The 18,547-nt window shown below is 64.8% G+C and carries 17 protein-coding genes; 15 read left to right on the top strand and 2 right to left on the bottom strand.

Translation table 11 applies throughout. The features are described 5' to 3' along the window. Window positions 1-23 precede the first annotated feature (23 nt). The 13 genes from bamA (at window position 24) to ACQY8B_RS12255 (ending at window position 14,376) form a co-directional block, all read left to right on the top strand. Window positions 24-2,459 carry an outer membrane protein assembly factor BamA gene (gene bamA, locus ACQY8B_RS12315; RefSeq protein ID WP_422086962.1) on the top strand — a complete coding sequence of 812 codons (2,436 nt, stop codon included), beginning with the start codon at window positions 24-26 and terminating at the stop codon, window positions 2,457-2,459. Then, window positions 2,460-3,011 carry an OmpH family outer membrane protein gene (locus ACQY8B_RS12310; RefSeq protein WP_422086961.1) on the top strand — a complete coding sequence of 184 codons (552 nt, stop codon included), beginning with the start codon at window positions 2,460-2,462 and terminating at the stop codon, window positions 3,009-3,011. It abuts the gene before it with no gap. Between the two features lie 14 nt (window positions 3,012-3,025). Continuing rightward, window positions 3,026-4,003: a UDP-3-O-(3-hydroxymyristoyl)glucosamine N-acyltransferase gene (lpxD, locus tag ACQY8B_RS12305; RefSeq protein ID WP_422086960.1), complete on the top strand. Its 978-nt coding sequence runs from the start codon at window positions 3,026-3,028 to the stop codon at window positions 4,001-4,003. A 23-nt stretch (window positions 4,004-4,026) separates the two neighbouring features. After that, window positions 4,027-4,476 carry a 3-hydroxyacyl-ACP dehydratase FabZ gene (gene fabZ / locus ACQY8B_RS12300; protein ID WP_013541729.1) on the top strand — a complete coding sequence of 150 codons (450 nt, stop codon included), beginning with the start codon at window positions 4,027-4,029 and terminating at the stop codon, window positions 4,474-4,476. A gap of 29 nt (window positions 4,477-4,505) precedes the next feature. After that, window positions 4,506-5,294 (top strand): acyl-ACP--UDP-N-acetylglucosamine O-acyltransferase, encoded by a 789-nt coding sequence (gene lpxA / locus ACQY8B_RS12295; protein ID WP_422086959.1) that lies wholly within the window; start codon window positions 4,506-4,508, stop codon window positions 5,292-5,294. A gap of 10 nt (window positions 5,295-5,304) precedes the next feature. Beyond that, window positions 5,305-6,453, top strand: a complete 1,149-nt coding sequence (gene lpxB, locus ACQY8B_RS12290) for a lipid-A-disaccharide synthase (RefSeq protein ID WP_422086958.1) — start codon at window positions 5,305-5,307, stop codon at window positions 6,451-6,453. Further along, a complete protein-coding gene (rnhB, locus tag ACQY8B_RS12285; RefSeq protein WP_422086957.1) occupies window positions 6,425-7,138 on the top strand; it encodes a ribonuclease HII in 714 nt (237 codons plus the stop codon). Before lpxB ends, rnhB begins: the two co-directional genes overlap by 29 nt. A gap of 7 nt (window positions 7,139-7,145) precedes the next feature. Then, the gene (locus tag ACQY8B_RS12280) at window positions 7,146-7,931 is read left to right on the top strand and encodes a TrmH family RNA methyltransferase (protein ID WP_422086956.1); all 786 of its coding nucleotides are present in this window, start codon (window positions 7,146-7,148) and stop codon (window positions 7,929-7,931) included. A 143-nt stretch (window positions 7,932-8,074) separates the two neighbouring features. Continuing rightward, window positions 8,075-9,283, top strand: coding sequence for a glutamine-hydrolyzing carbamoyl-phosphate synthase small subunit (carA, locus tag ACQY8B_RS12275; RefSeq protein WP_422086955.1), 1,209 nt, complete (start codon window positions 8,075-8,077; stop codon window positions 9,281-9,283). Beyond that, window positions 9,276-12,524 carry a carbamoyl-phosphate synthase large subunit gene (carB, locus tag ACQY8B_RS12270; protein WP_422086954.1) on the top strand — a complete coding sequence of 1,083 codons (3,249 nt, stop codon included), beginning with the start codon at window positions 9,276-9,278 and terminating at the stop codon, window positions 12,522-12,524. The genes carA and carB overlap by 8 nt, the downstream gene beginning before the upstream one ends. Window positions 12,525-12,535: 11 nt before the next feature. Beyond that, window positions 12,536-13,405, top strand: a complete 870-nt coding sequence (locus tag ACQY8B_RS12265) for a Kdo hydroxylase family protein (RefSeq protein WP_422086953.1) — start codon at window positions 12,536-12,538, stop codon at window positions 13,403-13,405. A gap of 66 nt (window positions 13,406-13,471) precedes the next feature. Further along, the gene (gene greA / locus ACQY8B_RS12260) at window positions 13,472-13,948 is read left to right on the top strand and encodes a transcription elongation factor GreA (protein WP_056581276.1); all 477 of its coding nucleotides are present in this window, start codon (window positions 13,472-13,474) and stop codon (window positions 13,946-13,948) included. Window positions 13,949-13,959: 11 nt separating this feature from the next. Further along, window positions 13,960-14,376, top strand: coding sequence for a DUF4149 domain-containing protein (locus tag ACQY8B_RS12255; protein ID WP_422086952.1), 417 nt, complete (start codon window positions 13,960-13,962; stop codon window positions 14,374-14,376). A 40-nt stretch (window positions 14,377-14,416) separates the two neighbouring features. Here ACQY8B_RS12255 and ACQY8B_RS12250 read toward each other — a convergent pair whose 3' ends face one another. Both ACQY8B_RS12250 and ACQY8B_RS12245 read right to left on the bottom strand, forming a co-directional pair. Continuing rightward, window positions 14,417-15,136, bottom strand: a complete 720-nt coding sequence (locus ACQY8B_RS12250) for a glycosyltransferase (RefSeq protein WP_422089188.1) — start codon at window positions 15,134-15,136, stop codon at window positions 14,417-14,419. Window positions 15,137-15,177: 41 nt separating this feature from the next. After that, the gene (locus tag ACQY8B_RS12245) at window positions 15,178-15,657 is read right to left on the bottom strand and encodes a YhbY family RNA-binding protein (protein WP_422086951.1); all 480 of its coding nucleotides are present in this window, start codon (window positions 15,655-15,657) and stop codon (window positions 15,178-15,180) included. Window positions 15,658-15,690: 33 nt separating this feature from the next. On the opposite strand from ACQY8B_RS12245, the gene ACQY8B_RS12240 reads away from it, so the two are divergent. Beyond that, the gene (locus ACQY8B_RS12240) at window positions 15,691-16,359 is read left to right on the top strand and encodes an RlmE family RNA methyltransferase (RefSeq protein WP_422086950.1); all 669 of its coding nucleotides are present in this window, start codon (window positions 15,691-15,693) and stop codon (window positions 16,357-16,359) included. Between the two features lie 167 nt (window positions 16,360-16,526). Beyond that, window positions 16,527-18,443, top strand: a complete 1,917-nt coding sequence (ftsH, locus tag ACQY8B_RS12235) for an ATP-dependent zinc metalloprotease FtsH (RefSeq protein ID WP_081267244.1) — start codon at window positions 16,527-16,529, stop codon at window positions 18,441-18,443. The last annotated feature ends 104 nt before the right edge of the window (window positions 18,444-18,547 follow it).

The following is an 18,547-nucleotide window of genomic DNA, read 5'->3' as shown; positions in this document are numbered from 1 at the left end:
TTCCGTGCCGGCTCAATTCACAGATGAACAAAAACTTCAGTCGCTTTCGCCTGCGTAGCGTTGTCGCGGTGGTTGCCAGTGCGCTCGCCGCCACGGCCGCCTGGGCCGTCGAGCCTTTCACGGTGCGTGACATTCGCGTCGAAGGCTTGCAACGCGTCGAAGCCGGCACGATCTTCGCGTCGCTGCCCCTGCGCGTGGGCGATACCTACAGCGACGAGCGCGGTTCCGCCGCGATCCGCGCGCTGTTCGAATTGGGGTTGTTCAAGGATGTGCGCATCGATGTGAACGGCAATGTGCTGGTGGTGATCGTGGAAGAGCGTCCCACCATCGCGGACGTCGACTTCGTCGGCACCAAGGAATTCGACAAGGCCGCGCTGACGAAGGCGCTGCGCGAGGTCGGCCTGACCGATGGCCGTCCGTACGACAAGGCACTGACCGATCGCGCCGAGCAGGAGCTCAAGCGCCAGTACGTGAGCCGCAGCCTGTACAACGCGCAGGTCGTGACCACCGTCACCCCCATCGAGCGCAACCGCGTCAACCTGACCTTCACCGTCACCGAAGGCGAGTCGGCCCGCATTCGCGAAGTTCACGTGGTGGGTAACAAGGCCTTCAGCGAATCGACGCTGCTCAGTCTGTTCGACCAGGACAGCGGTGGCTTCATGAGCTGGTACACGAAGTCGAACCAATACTCGCGCGCCAAGCTCAATGCCGACCTCGAGACGCTGCGCTCGTACTACATCACGCGCGGCTACCTCGAGTTCCGCATCGACTCGACGCAGGTCGCCATCTCGCCGGACCGCAAGGACCTGACGGTGACGGTGAACATCACCGAAGGCGAGAAGTTCGTGGTGGCAGGCGTCAAGCTCGACGGGAACTACCTCGGCCGCGATGACGAGTTCAAGTCGCTCATCACCATCAAGCCGGGCGAGCCCTACAACGGCGAGCAGGTCACGGAGACCACCAAGGCCTTCAACGACTATTTCGGCACCTTCGGTTACGCGTTCGCCCGTGTGCAGGCGCGTCCCGACATCGACCGGGTCAACAACCGCGTCACGCTGACGCTGCAGGCAGAGCCTTCGCGCCGCGTGTACGTGCGCCGCGTGATGGTCGGCGGCAACAACAAGACCCGCGACGAAGTGATTCGCCGCGAGTTCCGCCAATACGAAGCCTCGTGGTACGACGGCGACAAGATCAAGCTGTCGCGCGACCGTGTCGACCGCCTCGGTTTCTTCACCGAAGTGAACGTCGAAACGCAGGAAGTGCCGGGTTCGCCCGACCAGGTGGACCTGACGGTCAACGTGGCCGAAAAGCCCACCGGCAGCTTGCAGCTGGGCGCCGGCTATTCGAGCTCCGACAAGGTCGCGCTGACCTTCGGCATTTCGCAGGAAAACGTATTCGGCTCCGGTAATTTCCTGGGCGTGCAGGTCAACACCAGCAAGTACAACCGTACGCTGTCGCTGACCACGACCGATCCTTACTTCACCAAGGACGGCATTTCGCGCACGATCAGCGTCTACCACACCACGACGCGGCCCTACTCGACGTCGGAAGACGGCGACTACAAACTCGTCAACCAGGGCGCCTCGATCCGCTTTGGCGTGCCGTTCAGCGAGATCGACACGGTGTTCTTCGGCATCGGCCTGGAGCGTTACGCGTTCGATCCGAACCGGTCGTCGATCTTCGCGGGCCTGTACACGCCGAATTCCTATCTCTCCTACTTCCAGTGCAAGAAGGATTCGACCGGATTCTTCGTGCTCGGCTGCGACCAGAAGAGCGTCTGGGGTGTTCCTCTGACCGTCGGCTGGGGCCGCGACAGCCGCGACAGCGCGCTGACCCCGACCACGGGCCGTATGCAACGCGCCAACCTCGAATTGGGCGTGGGCGGCGACATGAAGTACATCAAGACGAACTACCAGTACCAGCAGTTCTTCGCGATCAACAAGCAGTACACCTTCTCGGTCAACGGTGAGGTCGGCTATGCCAAGGCGCTTGGCGGCAATACCTACCCGATCTTCAAGAACTTCTATGCCGGTGGTCTCGGATCGATTCGCGGCTTCGAGCAGAACTCGCTGGGTCCGCGCGACGTGCCGCTCTTCGGCCAGACCGATGGCGCCGCGCTGGGCGGTACCAAGAAGGCCATCTTCAACGCCGAGCTGAGCACGCCTTTCCCGGGTGCCGGCAACGACCGTACGCTGCGCCTGTACAGCTTCTTCGACATCGGCAACGTGTTCGGCTCCCGTGCGCCCGGCCTGACGGACGCGCAGTGGAGCGCCCAGAAGAAACTGCGTGCCTCGGTCGGTCTCGGCGTCAGCTGGATCTCGCCGCTGGGCCCGCTGCGCCTGGCTTATGCCTTCCCCATCAAGTCCCAGAAGGAAGTCACGGATCCGAGCACCGGCCTCGTCACTATCCCGAAGGATAGAATCCAGCGCCTCCAATTCCAGATCGGAACGTCTTTCTAAATGAAGCATTTGATTCGCGCCGCGGCTGGCGCGTTGTTGATTCCCGCTCTCGTGTTCGCTGCTGCGCCTGCCCAGGCGCAAGCACAGGAAACCTTTCGCATCGGTTTCGTGAATCCGGACCGCGTGCTGCGCGAAGCCCAGCCCGCCAAGGCTGCCCAGGCCAAGCTCGAGGCGGAGTTTCTCAAGCGCGAGAAAGACCTGACCGCGCAAGGCGAGGCACTGAAGGCAGCATCCGAGAAGTTCGAGCGCGAGGCGCCCACGCTGTCCGAATCCCAGCGTGTTTCGCGCCAGCGTTCGCTGGTCGACCAGGATCGTGACTTCCAGCGCAAGCGCCGCGAGTTCCAGGAAGACCTGAACGCGCGCAAGAACGAAGAGCTCCAGCAGGTCTACGAACGCGCCAACCGCGTCGTGAAACAGGTGGCCGAGGCTGAGAAGTACGACGCCATCCTGCAGGAAGCGATCTACATCAACCCGAAGCACGACATCACCGACAAGGTGATCAAGGCGCTGAACGCGTCGGTCGGCTCTTCTACGCCCGCGGCCGGCAAGTAACGCCGCGAACCGGCGTGTCACTGCAGCTCGGAGCCATCGTTGACGCCCTTGGGGGCGAGCTTCATGGCGATGCGACGCTGTCCATCGAGCGGCTGGCGCCGCTCCAGAATGCACAGCCTGATGCGCTCAGCTTCCTGAGCCATCCCAAATACCGGCAGGAACTGGCGGCGTCGAAAGCTGCCTGCGTGATCGTGTCGCCCGCCATGCGCGAGGCGGCCGCCGCGCGGGGCGCTTTCATCGTCACGCCTGATCCGTATTTCTACTTCGCGCGCCTGACGCAGCTCTGGAAGGCGCGCCATGCACGTCCGGAGGCCGACCGCATCCATCCCAGCGCGGTGATCCACGCCGAGGCGCATGTCGATGCCACGGCACGCATCGGCGCGCTGTGCGTGGTGGAGCGGGGCGCGCGCATCGGTGCGGGCACTGTGCTGAAGTCGCGCGTGACGGTCAGCGAAGATTGCTCGATCGGCGAACGCTGCCTGCTGCACCCCGGCGTGGTCATCGGCGCCGACGGCTTCGGCCTTGCGCTGCACCAAGGACAGTGGGTCAAGATCGAGCAGCTGGGCGCGGTTCGCATCGGTAACGACGTCGAGATCGGCGCCAACACCTGCATCGACCGCGGCGCGCTCGACGACACGGTGATCGAAGACGGCGTCAAGCTCGACAACCTGATCCAGATCGGCCACAACGTGCGCGTCGGCAAGAACACCGCAATGGCGGGCTGCGTCGGCGTGGCCGGCAGCGCGACCATCGGCGCCAACTGCACTTTCGGCGGCGGCGCCATCGTGCTGGGCCACCTGACGGTGGCGGACGGTGTCCACGTGTCCGCCGCAACCATTGTTACCCGTTCGATCCACAAGGCCGGCCAATACACCGGCATGTTTCCCATCGATGACAATGCGAGCTGGGAAAAGAATGCGGCAACGCTCAAGCAGTTGCATACCCTGCGCGAACGACTGAAGGCGCTGGAGAAGGCTCCCTCGAAAAAATGACGACGATGCAGGAACAGAAAATCATGACGACGACGCTCGATATCCATCAAATCCTCAAGCTGCTGCCCCACCGCTACCCGTTCCTGCTGGTGGACCGCGTGCTGGACATGGAAAAGGGCAAGCGCATCACGGCGCTCAAGAACGTGACGATGAACGAGCCGTTCTTCAATGGCCACTTTCCGCACCGCCCGGTGATGCCGGGCGTGCTGATGCTCGAAGCCATGGCCCAGGCCGCGGCGCTGCTGTCGTTCCATTCGCTCGATATCGTGCCGGACGACAACACGGTCTATTACTTCGCCGCCATCGACGGCGCGCGCTTCAAGCGCCCCGTGGAACCCGGCGACCAACTCACGCTCGAAGTCGAGATCGAACGCATGAAGGCCGGCATCTCGAAGTTCAAGGGGCGCGCCCTGGTGGGCAGCGAACTTGCCTGCGAGGCCACGCTGATGTGCGCGATGCGCCAGATCAGCTGATCCGGTCGCAGCCAGCCATTTCACAAGGCATGACCCAGGTTCATTCGACAGCACTCGTCGACCCCCAGGCAGAACTCGACGCCTCGGTGTCGGTCGGCCCCTATACCGTGATCGGCCCGCATGTGCGGATCGCCGCGGGCACCACCGTCGGCGCGCACTGCGTGATCGAAGGGCACACCACCATCGGTCGCGACAACAGGATCTTCCAGTTCTCGTCCCTCGGCGCCGTGCCGCAGGACAAGAAATACGCCGGCGAGCCGACCGAGCTCGTCATCGGCGACCGAAACGTCATCCGCGAGTTCTGCACGTTCAACCTCGGCGTGCCGGGGGCCGGCGGCGTGACGCGCGTGGGCAGCGACAACTGGATCATGGCGTACACGCACATCGCACACGACTGCCGCGTAGATAACCACACCACGCTGTCCAACAACACCACGCTGGCGGGACATGTGCACCTGGCCGACTGGGTCACGGTCGGCGGGCTTACGGGCATCCACCAGTTCGTTTCGATCGGTGCCCACGCCATGCTCGGCTTTGCCAGCGCTGTCACCCAAGACGTACCTCCATTCATGCTGGTCGACGGCAATCCGCTGGCTGTGCGCGGCTTCAACATCGTCGGCTTGCGCCGGCGCGACTTCTCCGCGCAGCGGCTCGCTGCGGTGAAGCAGATGCACCGGCTGCTGTACCGCCAGGGCAAGACGCTCGAGGAGGCGCGCACGGCCATTGCCGCGCTCGCGGCTGAAATGCCCGAAGCCGCCGGCGACGTCGCGCTGATGGAATCCTTCCTCGCCAACTCGACGCGCGGCATCGCTCGCTGACGTGACCGCGATGCAGAAGGACGCACAGCGACGCTTTGCGCTGGTCGCTGGCGAAGCTTCCGGCGACTTGCTCGCGGGGCTGTTGCTCGACGGGCTGCAGGCCCGCTGGCCGGACCTGCAGACGGTAGGCATCGGCGGTCCCCGCATGCTGGCCCATGGCTTCCAGAGCTGGTGGCCGCAGGAAAAGCTCGCGGTGCGCGGCTATGTCGAAGTGCTGCGGCACTATGCCGAGATCGCCGGCATCCGCCGCCAGCTCAAGGCCCGCCTGTTGCGCGAATGGGCCGAATTGTTCATCGGCGTCGACGCCCCCGATTTCAATCTCGACCTCGAAGCAGGCCTGCGCAGCCGCGGCATGAAGACGGTGCATTTCATCTGCCCGTCGATCTGGGCCTGGCGGCCTGAGCGCATCGAGAAGGTCCGGGCCGCGGCCGACCATGTGCTGTGCATCTTCCCCTTCGAGCCCGCGTTGCTGGCGGAGCATGGTGTTGCAGGCAGCTACGTCGGCCACCCGCTGGCCAACGTGATCCCGATGACGCCCGACCGCGCCGGCGCACGTGCCGCCATGGGCTTTGCGCCCGACGCCCAGGTCGTGGCCTTGTTGCCCGGCAGCCGCCGTTCGGAAGTGCGCTACCTGGCGGCCCGGTTCTTCGCGGCCGCGGCGCTGATGCAGAAGGAGCGGCCGGAAGTCCAGTTCGTGGCGCCCATCATTCCGAGCTTGCGCGCGGAAGTCGAGGCGCTGCTGCAGGCCAGCGGCATGACCGGCCGCGTGAAACTGCTCGACGGCCAGTCGCATGCCGCACTCGCCGCCTGCGACGCCACGCTGATCGCCAGCGGCACTGCCACGCTCGAAGCGGCGCTGTTCAAGCGGCCGATGGTCATTGCCTACAACATGAATGCGCTCTCCTGGCGCCTCATGCAGCGCAAGCAGTTGCAGCCCTGGGTCGGCCTGCCCAACATCCTGTGCCGCGACTTCGTGGTGCCCGAACTGCTGCAGGAAGCCGCCACGCCGGAGGCGCTCGCCAAGGCCACGCTGGCCTGGCTCGACGCCCCGGAGAAGACCCGGTCGCTGCAACAAAGATTTTCAGAGCTGCATGTGCAATTGCAGCGCGATACGCCGACACTTTGCGCCGATGCGATCCAGAAAGTTCTTGAAGGCTGAGCAAGCCCCGCTGGTGTGGGACGCACCGGGCCTGATGGCGGGCGTCGACGAGGCGGGGCGCGGCCCCCTGGCCGGGCCCGTGGTGGCGGCGGCCGTGATCCTCGACGACCTGCGGCCGATCCGCGGGCTCGCCGACTCCAAGACGCTCACTGCACTGCAGCGCGAACGCCTGCACGACCAGATCCTGGCCAAGGCGCTGTGCTGCTCGATCGCGCAGGCCACGGTCGAGGAAATCGACACCCACAACATCCTGCAGGCCACCATGCTCGCAATGCGGCGCGCCGTCGAAGGCCTGCGGCTGAAGCCGGTGAAGGTGCTGGTCGACGGTAACCGCCTGCCGACGCTCGATGTGCTGGCCGAAGCCATCGTCAAGGGCGATGCCCGGGTCAAGGCGATCTCGGCGGCGTCGATCCTGGCGAAGGTGCACCGTGACCGCCTGTGCGAGCAGCTGCACACCGAATTTCCCCATTACGGCTTTGCCGGCCACAAGGGCTACGGCACGCCCGAGCATCTGGAGGCGCTGAAGCGCCACGGAGCCTGCGTGCACCATCGCAGGTCTTTCAGCCCGGTGGCGGCGGCTCTGGCCCGCACGGCTGCCGGGAGCGTCGAGGCGGAATCCGTGCCGCCGGCAATGGTCATCGGCGTGACCGAGTCCGTGCGCCTCGATCTGCACGCCGCCCCCTGAACCCCGAATGACCTCCGACACCGGCGCCAGCCACATCAGCTCGCGCGACAACCCATTGCTCAAGGATTTGCGCAAGCTCGCGCAGGACCCGGGCGCCTACCGCAAGCTGGGCCGCATCTGGCTCGAGGGCGACCATTTGTGCCGGGCTGCGCTGGCGCGCGGCGTCAAGCCGGCGATTGCGGTGTTTTCCGAATCCTTCTGGCCGCAGGCGCCGGCCGAATGGGCCAGCGGCGCGGCCAGGACAGCCGTCGTCAGCGACGATCTTCTGCGCGGCGTCAGCGGCCTGGAGTCGCCGGCGCCCATGGGCTTCGTGCTCGACCTGCCGGCCCGTCCCGAACTGCTGCCCGACGCGCCCAGCGTAGTGCTGGACCGCCTGCAGGATGCCGGCAATGCCGGTTCCATCCTGCGCAGCGCCGCGGCATTCGGGTTTACCCAGGTGATCGCGCTCAAGGGCACGGCCGCGCTGTGGGCGCCGAAGGTGCTGCGGGCCGGCATGGGCGCCCATTTCGGTCTGCGGCTGATCGAAGGCGTGGAAGCCGAGGCGCTGGACGCCTTGACGGTGCCGCTCATGGCCACCAGCTCGCACCGCGGCGAGTGGCTGCACAAGGCCGACTTGCCGCACCCCTGCGCCTGGCTCATGGGGCACGAAGGGCAGGGCGTGTCGGCCGCGCTGGAGGCCCGGGCCACCCACCACATCCGCATTGCCCAGCCCGGCGGCGAGGAGTCGCTGAACGTGGCCGCCGCCGCCGCAATTTGCCTGCATGCCAGCGGAGCGGCCCTGCAGGCCAAGTAGCACACCCAGTCCGAGCTACAATCGGGGGCTTACTCGCAAATCAGCGTCGCCCGGCCGCCTTTAACGCCAAAATCCCCTTAAGCAGCAGCTCGCAGGCAATGTGTCCTGGGGCTCCGGGCGACCGTAACCATCCGGAGAACCCAGTGCTTTTGTCTCTCAAGGGAAGTTTCCCGCCCGCCATCCTGGCGCTCGCAGACGGCACGGTCTTTCAAGGCAATTCGATCGGAGCCGCCGGCTCCACGACCGGTGAGGTGGTGTTCAACACCGCCATGACCGGTTACCAGGAAATCCTCACCGACCCGAGCTACTGCCAGCAGATCGTGACCCTCACGTATCCGCACATCGGCAACTACGGCGTCAACGGTGAAGACATCGAAGCCGACAAGATCCATGCCGCGGGCCTGATCATCAAGGACCTGCCTCTCGTCGCCTCCAATTTCCGCAAGACCGCGACGCTCACCGAATATCTGGTGGCCGGCAAGACTGTGGCCATCGCGAACATCGACACCCGCAAGCTCACGCGTCACCTGCGCACCCACGGCGCGCAGAACGGCTGCATCCTGGGCCTCGCGGAAGGCGAGACCGTGACGCAGGCGTTGATCGACAAGGCCATCGCCGCCGCCAAGGCCGCGCCGAGCATGGCCGGCCTCGACCTCGCCAAGGTGGTGTCGGTCACCCAGACCTACGAGTGGACCGAGACCGAGTGGAAGCTCGTCAACCTGAACGGAAAGCCGGGCTACGGCGTGCAGATCACGCCCAAGTTCCATGTGGTTGCCTTCGACTACGGCGTCAAGAAGAACATCCTGCGCATGATCGCCCAGCGCGGCGCGCGCATCACCGTGGTGCCGGCGCAGACGCCCGCGGCCGACGTGCTCAAGCTCAAGCCCGACGGCATCTTCCTGGCCAACGGCCCCGGCGACCCGGAGCCTTGCGACTACGCCATCAGCGCCGTCAAGGAACTGATCGAAACGGGTATTCCCACCTTCGGCATCTGCCTGGGCCACCAGATCATGGCGCTGGCTTCCGGCGCCAAGACCTTCAAGATGAAGTTCGGCCACCACGGCGCGAATCATCCGGTGAAGGATCTCGACAACGGCCGCGTGAGCATCACCAGCCAGAACCACGGCTTCGCGGTTGACGAGAAGTCGCTGCCGGCCAACCTGCGTCCCACCCACATCAGCCTGTTCGACAACACGCTGCAGGGCCTGGCGCGCACCGACAAGCCAGCGTTCTGCTTCCAGGGCCACCCTGAAGCTTCGCCGGGCCCGCACGACATCGGCTACCTGTTCGATCGCTTCACGGCACTCATGGAAAAGAACAAGACGGAAAAGACGGAGAAAGAGAATGCCTAAGCGCACAGACCTCAAATCGATCCTCATCATCGGCGCCGGCCCGATCATCATCGGCCAGGCTTGCGAGTTCGACTATTCGGGCGTGCAAGCCTGCAAGGCGCTGCGCGAAGAGGGCTACAAGGTCATCCTGATCAACAGCAACCCCGCGACGATCATGACCGACCCGGCCACGGCCGACGTCACCTATATCGAGCCCATCACCTGGCAGACCGTCGAGAAAATCATCGCCAAGGAACGCCCCGACGCGATCCTGCCGACCATGGGCGGCCAGACCGCACTGAACTGCGCGCTCGACCTCTGGCGCAACGGCGTGCTCGACAAGTACACCGGCGCCGCCACCAACAAGCCGGTCGAGCTGATCGGCGCCACGCCCGAGGCCATCGACAAGGCCGAAGACCGCCTGAAGTTCAAGGACGCGATGACCAAGATCGGACTGGGCTCGGCCCGCTCCGGCATTGCGCACTCGATGGAAGAGGCCTGGGCGGTTCAGAAGAGCGTGGGCTTCCCGACGGTCATTCGCCCCAGCTTCACGCTCGGCGGCACCGGCGGCGGCATTGCCTACAACCCGGAAGAATTCGAGACCATCTGCAAGCGCGGCATCGAGGCCTCGCCCACCAACGAGCTGCTGATCGAAGAGTCTCTGCTCGGCTGGAAAGAGTACGAGATGGAAGTCGTGCGCGACAAGGCCGACAACTGCATCATCGTCTGCTCGATCGAAAACCTCGACCCGATGGGCGTGCACACCGGCGACTCGATCACCGTGGCCCCCGCGCAGACGCTGAGCGACAAGGAATACCAGATCCTGCGCAACGCCTCGCTGGCCGTGCTGCGCGAGATCGGCGTCGACACCGGCGGCTCGAACGTGCAGTTCTCGATCAACCCGAAGGACGGCCGCATGGTCGTCATCGAGATGAACCCGCGCGTGTCGCGTTCGTCGGCGCTGGCCTCCAAGGCCACCGGCTTCCCGATCGCCAAGGTCGCCGCCAAGCTGGCCGTGGGCTACACGCTCGACGAGCTGCGCAACGAAATCACCGGCGGTGCCACGCCCGCGTCGTTCGAACCGTCGATCGACTACGTGGTCACCAAGATCCCGCGTTTCGCGTTCGAGAAATTCCCGCAGGCCGATTCGCGCCTCACCACGCAGATGAAGTCGGTGGGCGAGGTGATGGCCATGGGCCGCACCTTCCAGGAATCGTTCCAGAAGGCCCTGCGCGGCCTCGAAGTGGGCGTCGACGGCCTGAACGAGAAGACGCAGGACCGCGAAGTGCTCGAGAAGGAATTGGGCGAGCCCGGTCCCGAGCGCATCTGGTACGTGGGCGATGCCTTCGCCATGGGCCTGAGCGTGGACGAAGTGTTCGCGCTGACCAAGATCGATCCGTGGTTCCTGGTGCAGATCGAAGAGATCGTGAAGATCGAGCTCGAGCTGGAAACCAAGTCGCTCGGCGACATCGACCGCGACACGCTGCTTGCGCTGAAGAAGAAGGGCTTCTCCGACCGCCGCCTCGCGCGCCAGCTGAAGACCACCGACACGGCCATCCGCGAGAAGCGCCGCGCCCTGGGCGTGCGCCCGGTCTACAAGCGCGTCGACACCTGCGCGGCCGAGTTCGCGACCAACACGGCCTACATGTACTCGACGTATGAAGACGAGTGCGAGGCCGACCCGACCGACAAGAAGAAGATCATGGTGCTCGGCGGCGGTCCCAACCGCATCGGCCAGGGCATCGAGTTCGACTACTGCTGCGTGCATGCCGCGCTCGCCATGCGCGAGGACGGCTACGAGACCATCATGGTCAACTGCAACCCCGAGACCGTGTCGACCGACTACGACACCTCGGACCGCCTGTACTTCGAGCCGCTCACGCTCGAAGACGTGCTCGAGATCGTCGACAAGGAAAAGCCGCTCGGCGTGATCGTGCAGTACGGCGGCCAGACGCCGCTGAAGCTCGCGCTCGACCTCGAAGCGAATGGCGTGCCGATCATCGGCACCTCGCCCGACATGATCGACGCGGCCGAAGACCGCGAGCGCTTCCAGAAGCTGCTTCATGAGCTGGGCCTGCGCCAGCCGCCGAACGCCACCGCGCGTACCGAAGCCGAAGCCCTCGAAAAGGCCGCGGCACTGGGCTATCCGCTGGTGGTGCGCCCAAGCTACGTGCTCGGCGGCCGCGCGATGGAAATCGTGCACGAACAGCGCGACCTCGAGCGCTACATGCGCGAGGCCGTCAAGGTCAGCAACGACTCGCCGGTGCTGCTCGACCGCTTCCTGAACGACGCCGTCGAGTGCGACGTCGACTGCATCCGCGACGCCGAAGGCGGCACGCTGATCGGCGGCGTGATGGAGCACATCGAACAGGCCGGCGTGCACTCGGGTGACTCCGCCTGCTCGCTGCCGCCCTACAGCCTGAACGCCGACACGGTGGCCGAGCTGAAGCGCCAGAGCGCCGCAATGGCGGCCGCGCTGAACGTGGTCGGCCTGATGAACGTGCAGTTCGCGATCCAGCAGAAAGACGGCAAGGACGTCATCTACGTGCTCGAAGTGAACCCGCGCGCCTCGCGCACCGTGCCCTACGTGAGCAAGGCCACCGGCATCCAGCTCGCCAAGGTGGCGGCGCGCTGCATGGCAGGCCAGTCGCTGAAGTCGCAGGGCGTGACGAAGGAAGTCACGCCGCCGTACTTCAGCGTGAAGGAAGCCGTGTTCCCGTTCGTCAAGTTCCCGGGCGTGGACACCATCCTCGGCCCCGAGATGAAGTCGACCGGCGAAGTGATGGGCGTGGGCAAGACCTTCGGCGAAGCCTTCGTGAAGTCGCAGCTCGGTGCCGGTACGCACCTGCCGAAGTCGGGCAAGGTCTTCATCTCGGTGAAGAACAACGACAAGGCACGCGCGGTGGAAGTGGCGCGCGGCCTGGCCAAGCTGGGCTTCGAGCTGATCGCCACCAAGGGCACGGCCGCCGCGATCAGCGCCGCCGGCATCGAATGCGCGACGGTGAACAAGGTGACCGAAGGCCGCCCGCACATCGTGGACATGATCAAGAACAACGAGATTGCCCTGGTCATCAACACGGTGGAAGAACGCCGCAACGCCATCACCGATTCGCGGCAGATCCGCACCTCGGCACTGCTGGCGCGCGTGACCACGTTCACCACGATCTTCGGCGCCGAAGCGGCGGTCGAGGGCATGGGCTTCATGGACGAGCTGGGCGTGATCTCGGTGCAGGAGATGCACGCGCAACTGGCAGCCGCCTGAGCGTCGTCATCATGGAAACGCAGCTCGTCGAACTGGACCTGACGGACTGGAACGCGGCCACGCCCAACGAGGCGTGGATCGCGGAGCTCGAAGCGGGCAAGGTGCTGTACTTTCCGCGCCTGGGCTTCGAGCTGCTGCCCGAGGAGCGCAGCCTGCTGACGCCGAGCCTGCTGTCGCCCGACGTGCGCAACATCAGCCTCGATGCCAACGGCAAGCTCAAGGGCGCCGTGGGCGACGAGGCGGTGCAGCGCACGGCGGCCGCGATGGTGGGGCGCTTCCGGGCGCAGGCCACGCAGCTCATTCACGGGTTGCTGCCGCACTACACGCCGGCCCTGCGGCTGGCGCCCACCAGCTACCGGCCGGCGCAGGTCGAGACGCGCGTGCAGTCATGGCGCGCGGACGACCGGCGTTTGCATGTCGATGCGTTCCCGTCGCGGCCCAACTACGGCGAACGCATCCTGCGTGTTTTCACCAACGTCAATCCCGAGGGCGCGCCGCGCGTCTGGCGCGTGGGCGAGCCTTTCGAGGACATTGCCAAGCGCTTCCTGCCGCGCGCCAAGCCCTATGTACGCTGGCAGGCCAAGCTGTTGCAGGCGCTGCACGTGACCAAGTCGTTCCGCAGCGAGTACGACCACCTGATGCTGCAGTTGCACGACGGCATGAAGTCGGACATGGCGTACCAGGAAAGCTCGCCGCAGGAGACCGCCAAGTTCCCGCCCGGTTCGGTGTGGGTGTGCTTCTCCGACCAGACCTCGCACGCAGTGATGGCCGGGCAATACATGCTCGAGCAGACCCTTCATCTGGCTGCATCGAAGCAATACAATCCCGACTCGAGCCCGCTCGCTATTCTGAGCCGGCTGACCGGACGCACACTCGTCTGATCAATTCCCTCAATCGACCGCCGAACGGCAGCGTTCGGCGGTTTCGCTTTATGGAGAACCAACAACATGGCAACCATTCCGATCACCAAGCGCGGCGCTGAAAAACTGCGCGCCGAACTGCATCAGCTCAAGACGGTGGACCGTCCCTGGGTCATCAATGCAATCTCCGAAGCACGCGCCCAGGGCGACCTGAGCGAGAACGCCGAGTACGAAGTCGCCAAGGACCGCCAGGGTTTCATCGAAGGCCGCATCCAGGAAGTCGAAGGCAAGCTGTCGGCCGCGCAGATCATCGACCCGAGCGAGCTCGACGCCGGCGGCAAGGTGGTATTCGGCTCGACCGTCGAACTGGAAGAAGAGGAGTCCGGCGAGGCCGTGAAGTACCAGATCGTCGGCGAAGACGAAGCCGACCTGAAGCTCGGCCTCATCAACATTTCGAGCCCGATCGCGCGCGCGCTCATCGGCAAGGAAGAGGGCGACACCGCCGAAGTGCAGGCGCCCGGCGGCCTGAAGCGCTACGAGATCGTGGCCGTTCGCTACCTCTGACTATTCGAACCATGAAAGACCGTGTTGCGCTGATGCTGGCCGCCTTCTGGTGGGGCAGCCTCACCACGATCGGCTTTCTGGTGGTGCCGATGCTGTTCGCCAGGCTCGGCAATCCGTCGGTGGCGGGCAACTTCGCGGCGCAGCTGTTCGAGGCGCAGAGCTGGATTGCCGTTGCCTGCGGGCTGAGCCTGCTGATCCACTTTCGCGCCAAGGCCGACGACCGCATGGACGGCCCGGCGCTGACGGCGATTTTCCTGATTCTCGGGGCTTTGCTGCTGGCGCTGCTTCAGCAGTACGCCGTGGCGCCGCGCATCGTGGCGCGCGACAACCTCAAGCTCTGGCACGCCGTGGGCAGCGGGATGTACCTCGTGCAGTGGGTGTGTGCCGGTGCGCTGCTTTGGCGCATGGGCGAGCGCAAGCCGGGCTGATTCGCGGCGCGGAGGCGGCAGGTGCCGCTTCCGCAATCCCTCACTCTTTCCAGTATTTCGCCACCCAGCTTGCCGGCCGGATGAACCGGAAGGCACGGTTGCGGCGGCCTGCCAGCGCGTCCGGCGGGTTGCATTCGCCATGGAACACCATGACGCGCGCACCCTCGGGCACGAAGGGCTCTTCCCAGTAGTTGGTTGGCCAGGTCGGAATGCCGTGGTACTTGAAGCTCGGGCACCAGGCCGCGGGCCAGTAGGCCAGCTTGCCTTGCTTGTGGAGCATGTCCGACAAATAGGCCTGCTCGTTGCGGTACTCGGCCTGGACTTTGTCCATGTTGGCGCGGAAGTACGCCAGCACGTCGGCATGGGCACCCAGCTCGAAGCGATAGACCGACGAATTTCCCGTGATCCGGCCACGCCGCCAGGGGCGGGCGTAGTCGTGAATGATCAGGAACTCGCCAGGTTGCTCGAAGAAGGCATCGAGGCTGCCCACGACGACCACATCGACATCCAGGAAAAGGGCCGTGCCGCGCAGGCCATGCAGATCCTGCTCGAAGGTGGTGAGCTTCTTCCAGGCCCCATCGCGCTGGCCGGGAGCCAGTTGGAGGTTCAGCGGGGGAATCGGCAGGCATGTCACCTCCGGGCGAATGCCGTTGCCGTCGTCCGTCAGGCACACGAACTTGAAGTCGCCGCTGAGGTTGCGGCGCACCATCGCGTAGAGCCTGTTGACGTACTCGGGGCCGTATTTCGTGCCCCACTTCATGCAGAGGATATGGCGCTGGGCGCCTTGCACTGCCACCGGCCTCAGTCCGACTGGTTGCGCTTCTTGGCCGACAGCGGCCGCTTGGCCTTGGCGCGCTTGATGGTGCCGCCGGGGGTGAGGCGCTGGTTGCCGAGCACGCGCAGTGTCTTGATTTCAGGGCGCTGGCCGCCGCGCTTGCTGTACTTGACGATCTTCACGTCGCGCGGGCCGGGCATGCGGTCTTCATCGATCACACGCTCTTTTTCCGGCTTAGGGCGCCACAGCACCAGCAGCTTGCCGATGTGTTGAATAGGGGCGGCGTCGAGTTCATCGGCCAGCTCGCGCAGCATGGCGTCGCGGGCAAGGCGGTCGTCGGAGAAAACGCGGATCTTGATCAGGCCATGGGCCTTGAGCGCCGCGTCGGCTTCTTTTTTTACGGCAGGGGTGAGCCCGTCTCCACCGACCATGACGATCGGATCCAGGTGGTGAGCTTCGGCGCGGTGCACCTTGCGCTCGGCAGGGGTAAGTTGAATGGCGGGCATCCCCGTATTATCGACGCGTACACGAAGACCCCCATGAGCACCAAAGCCAAAAGCAAAAAAGTCAACAAAGCGTGGCTTCACGACCATATCAACGACCCCTACGTGAAGCTCGCCACCAAGGAGGGCTATCGCGCTCGGGCCGCCTACAAGCTCAAGGAGATCGACGAGTCGCTCGGGCTCGTCAAGCCGGGCCAACTGGTGGTCGACCTCGGCTCCACGCCCGGGGCCTGGAGCCAGTATCTGCGCAGGCGCATGTCGCCCGATGGCGCTGCGGCAGGCGAACTCAACGGCACCATCATTTCCCTGGATATCCTGCCGATGGAACCCATCGAGGGCGTGACCTTCCTGCAGGGCGACTTCCGCGAAGATGCGCTGCTGCAACAGTTGCTCGGCGTGCTGGCCGGCCGCAAGGCTGACCTGGTGGTGTCCGACATGGCGCCCAACTTGTCGGGTATCCATTCGGCCGATGCCGCCCGCGTGGCGCACCTGATCGAGCTTGCAATCGACTTCTCCCAGCATCACCTGAAGCCTGAAGGCGCGCTGGTGGCCAAGCTCTTCCACGGCAGCGGCTACGACGATCTGGTGAAGCTTTTCAAGGCCAATTTCCGCATCGTGAAGCCCTTCAAGCCCAAGGCGTCTCGGGACAAATCGGCCGAGACCTTCCTGGTCGGAATGGGTCTAAAGGCCTCAGATACGCATTGATACCTTGCCGCCGATTGCCCGTACAGGGCGCAAACCCCTGTCAGGCTATGGCTGCTTTAGGGAAATGCCCGCTTTTCGCAGCTTGAAAAGCCTAAAATGGGGCGCAATTGCGTACCCACAGCGCGTATTTTCATTTTCCCGTCACGCGCTTTCGACTGGAGCTTCGTTTGAACAATCAGTGGTTTTCCAAAGTTGCCGTATGGCTCGTCATTGCCATGGTGTTGTTCACTGTGTTCAAGCAGTTCGACACCCGCGGTGGCGTCGGCTCGGGAGCAGTCAGCTACTCCGAGTTTCTGGACCAGGTCCGGAATAACCAAATCAAGAGCGCCGTCATTCCCGAAGGCGCTGCCGGCGGCGAGATCATCGCCGTCACCAACGACGATCGCAAGATCCGCACGACCGCCACGGTGCTCGACCGCGGCCTCGTGGGCGACCTGATCGACCACAACGTCAAGTTCGACGTCAAGCCACGCGAAGAGAGCTCTCTGCTCATGACGCTGCTGGTCAGCTGGGGCCCGATGCTGTTGCTGATCGGCGTGTGGATCTACTTCATGCGCCAGATGCAGGGCGGCGGCAAGGGCGGGGCGTTCAGCTTCGGCAAGAGCAAGGCCCGCATGATGGACGAGAACAACAACACGGTCACCTTCGCCGACGTCGCAGGCTGCGACGAGGCAAAAGAAGAAGTCCGTGAAGTCGTCGACTTCCTGAAAGACCCGCAGCGCTTCCAGAAGCTCGGCGGCCGCATCCCCCGCGGTTTGCTGCTGGTCGGCCCTCCCGGCACCGGCAAGACCTTGCTGGCCAAGTCGATCGCCGGCGAAGCCAAGGTGCCGTTCTTCTCGATCTCGGGCTCCGACTTCGTCGAAATGTTCGTCGGCGTGGGCGCTGCCCGTGTCCGCGACATGTTCGAGAACGCCAAGAAAAACGCTCCCTGCATCATCTTCATCGACGAAATCGATGCGGTGGGCCGTCAGCGCGGTGCCGGCCTTGGCGGCGGCAACGACGAGCGCGAACAAACGCTCAACCAGATGCTGGTCGAGATGGACGGTTTCGAAACCAACCTCGGCGTGATCGTGGTGGCTGCCACCAACCGCCCGGACATCCTGGACGCCGCGCTGCTGCGCCCCGGCCGTTTCGACCGTCAGGTGTACGTTACGCTGCCGGACATCCGCGGTCGCGAGCAGATCCTCGGCGTGCACATGCGCAAGGTCCCGCTGGGCCAGGACGTGAATCCGAGCGTCATCGCCCGTGGCACCCCCGGCATGTCGGGCGCCGACCTGGCCAACCTCTGCAACGAAGCCGCCCTGATGGCTGCTCGCCGCAATGCGCGCGTGGTCGAGATGCAGGACTTCGAGAAGGCCAAGGACAAGATCTTCATGGGCCCCGAGCGCAAGAGCATGGTCATGCCCGAGGAAGAGCGCCGCAACACGGCTTACCACGAGTCTGGCCACGCCCTCATCGGCAAGCTGCTGCCCAAGTGCGATCCGGTCCACAAGGTCACGATCATTCCTCGTGGCCGCGCTCTCGGTGTGACCATGAGCCTGCCGTCGCAGGATCGCTACAGCTATGACCGCGAATACATGCTGAACCAGATCAGCATGCTGTTCGGTGGCCGCATCGCCGAAGAAGTGTTCATGCACCAGATGACCACCGGCGCCAGCAACGACTTCGAGCGCGCGACCTCCATCGCCCGCGACATGGTCACGCGCTACGGCATGACCGACGCACTGGGCCCGATGGTCTACGCAGAGAACGAAGGCGAAGTGTTCCTGGGCCGCTCGGTCACCAAGACCACGAACATGAGCGAGCAGACCATGGAAAAGGTCGACTCCGAAGTGCGCCGCATCATCGACGAGCAGTACGCCCTGGCGCGCCGCCTGATCGAGGAGAACAGCGACAAGATGCACGCCATGGCCAAGGCGCTGCTCGAGTGGGAAACCATCGACAGCGAACAGCTCGACGACATCATGGCCGGCCGCGCTCCGCGTCCGCCCAAGGACTGGACGCCGCGCATCCCGCCTTCGGGCAGCGGTGGCAGTGGTGGCACGCCGGCCGTCAATCCCGACCCGGCGCCCACAGCGGCCTGAGGTGGGCTTGATCTCAAGCGATGACGGGGCCTCTGGCCCCGTTTTTCATGGTGGCGCTGCCGTCTGGCAGACCTCGCGTTTTCGCATCGACCTTGCGCAGCCGC

This window comes from Variovorax sp., from assembly GCF_965279555.1.
Classification (GTDB): Bacteria; Pseudomonadota; Gammaproteobacteria; order Burkholderiales; family Burkholderiaceae_C; genus Variovorax.
Note: the sequence above shows the minus strand (reverse complement) of the source record. Positions and strands in the feature narration are given on the sequence as shown.